Below are 2,505 nucleotides of genomic sequence, written 5' to 3'. Positions count from 1 at the left end.
GTCGTGACTGCGTGCCTTTTGAAGAATGAGCCTGCGAGTTAGCGGTGTGTAGCGAGGTTAACCCGTGTGGGGAAGCCGTAGCGAAAGCGAGTCCGAATAGGGCGATTGAGTTGCACGCTCTAGACCCGAAGCGGAGTGATCTAGCCATGGGCAGGTTGAAGCGGAGGTAAGACTTCGTGGAGGACCGAACCCACCAGGGTTGAAAACCTGGGGGATGACCTGTGGTTAGGGGTGAAAGGCCAATCAAACTCCGTGATAGCTGGTTCTCCCCGAAATGCATTTAGGTGCAGCGTCACGTGTTTCTTGCCGGAGGTAGAGCACTGGATAGGCGATGGGCCCTACCGGGTTACTGACCTTAGCCAAACTCCGAATGCCGGTAAGTGAGAGCGTGGCAGTGAGACTGTGGGGGATAAGCTCCATGGTCGAGAGGGAAACAGCCCAGAGCATCGACTAAGGCCCCTAAGCGTACGCTAAGTGGGAAAGGATGTGGAGTCGCAGAGACAACCAGGAGGTTGGCTTAGAAGCAGCCACCCTTGAAAGAGTGCGTAATAGCTCACTGGTCAAGTGATTCCGCGCCGACAATGTAGCGGGGCTCAAGCGTACCGCCGAAGTCGTGTCATTGCAGCAATAGGGCCAACGCCCGCTGTGATGGGTAGGGGAGCGTCGTGTGCCGGGTGAAGCAGCAGCGGAAGCTAGTTGTGGACGGTTCACGAGTGAGAATGCAGGCATGAGTAGCGATACACACGTGAGAAACGTGTGCGCCGATTGACTAAGGGTTCCTGGGTCAAGCTGATCTGCCCAGGGTAAGTCGGGACCTAAGGCGAGGCCGACAGGCGTAGTCGATGGACAACCGGTTGATATTCCGGTACCCGCTTTGAAACGCCCAATATCGAATCAGGCGATGCTAAGCCCGTGAAGCCGTTCCGGACCCTTCGGGGAAAGGAAAGTGGTGGAGCCGGTGACCCAGACTTGTAGTAGGTAAGCGATGGGGTGACGCAGGAAGGTAGTCCAGCCCGGGCGGTGGTAGTCCCGGGGTAAGGGTGTAGGCCGAGGGGTAGGCAAATCCGTCCCTCATATAAGGCTGAGACCTGATGCCGAGCCGATTGTGGTGAAGTGGATGATCCTATGCTGTCGAGAAAAGCCTCTAGCGAGTTTCATGGCGGCCCGTACCCTAAACCGACTCAGGTGGTCAGGTAGAGAATACCGAGGCGTTCGGGTGAACTATGGTTAAGGAACTCGGCAAAATGCCCCCGTAACTTCGGGAGAAGGGGGGCCATCACTGGTGATCGGATTTACTCCGTGAGCTGGGGGTGGCCGCAGAGACCAGCGAGAAGCGACTGTTTACTAAAAACACAGGTCCGTGCGAAGCCGTAAGGCGATGTATACGGACTGACGCCTGCCCGGTGCTGGAACGTTAAGGGGACCGGTTAGTCACATTTCGGTGTGGCGAAGCTGAGAACTTAAGCGCCAGTAAACGGCGGTGGTAACTATAACCATCCTAAGGTAGCGAAATTCCTTGTCGGGTAAGTTCCGACCTGCACGAATGGCGTAACGACTTCTCGACTGTCTCAACCATAGGCCCGGTGAAATTGCACTACGAGTAAAGATGCTCGTTTCGCGCAGCAGGACGGAAAGACCCCGGGACCTTTACTATAGTTTGATATTGGTGTTCGGTTCGGCTTGTGTAGGATAGGTGGGAGACTTTGAAGCGGCCACGCCAGTGGTTGTGGAGTCGTCGTTGAAATACCACTCTGGTCGTGCTGGATGTCTAACCTCGGTCCGTGATCCGGATCAGGGACAGTGTCTGATGGGTAGTTTAACTGGGGCGGTTGCCTCCCAAAAAGTAACGGAGGCGCCCAAAGGTTCCCTCAGCCTGGTTGGCAATCAGGTGTTGAGTGTAAGTGCACAAGGGAGCTTGACTGTGAGACCGACGGGTCGAGCAGGGACGAAAGTCGGGACTAGTGATCCGGCGGTGGCTTGTGGAAGCGCCGTCGCTCAACGGATAAAAGGTACCCCGGGGATAACAGGCTGATCTTCCCCAAGAGTCCATATCGACGGGATGGTTTGGCACCTCGATGTCGGCTCGTCGCATCCTGGGGCTGGAGTCGGTCCCAAGGGTTGGGCTGTTCGCCCATTAAAGCGGTACGCGAGCTGGGTTTAGAACGTCGTGAGACAGTTCGGTCCCTATCCGCTGTGCGCGTAGGAATATTGAGAAGGGCTGTCCCTAGTACGAGAGGACCGGGACGGACGAACCTCTGGTGTGCCAGTTGTCCTGCCAAGGGCATGGCTGGTTGGCTACGTTCGGGAGGGATAACCGCTGAAAGCATCTAAGCGGGAAGCCTGCTTCAAGATGAGTATTCCCACCTCCTTGAGAGGGTAAGGCTCCCAGTAGACGACTGGGTTGATAGGCCAGATGTGGAAGCCCGGTAACGGGTGGAGCTGACTGGTACTAATAGGCCGAGGGCTTGTCCTCAGTTGCTCGCGTCCACTGTGTTAGTTCTGAAG

Annotated in this window: 1 rRNA gene; it reads left to right on the top strand. The window is 56.3% G+C overall.

The annotated features are described in order from the left end of the window. Positions 1 to 2,473, top strand: a 23S ribosomal RNA gene (locus ACFYYB_RS42100); the annotation flags it as partial. Between the last annotated feature and the right edge of the window lie 32 nt (positions 2,474 to 2,505).

This window comes from Streptomyces sp. NPDC002886 (genome assembly GCF_042888445.1).
In the GTDB taxonomy this organism is placed as follows: domain Bacteria; phylum Actinomycetota; class Actinomycetes; order Streptomycetales; family Streptomycetaceae; genus Streptomyces.
Note: the sequence above shows the minus strand (reverse complement) of the source record. Positions and strands in the feature narration are given on the sequence as shown.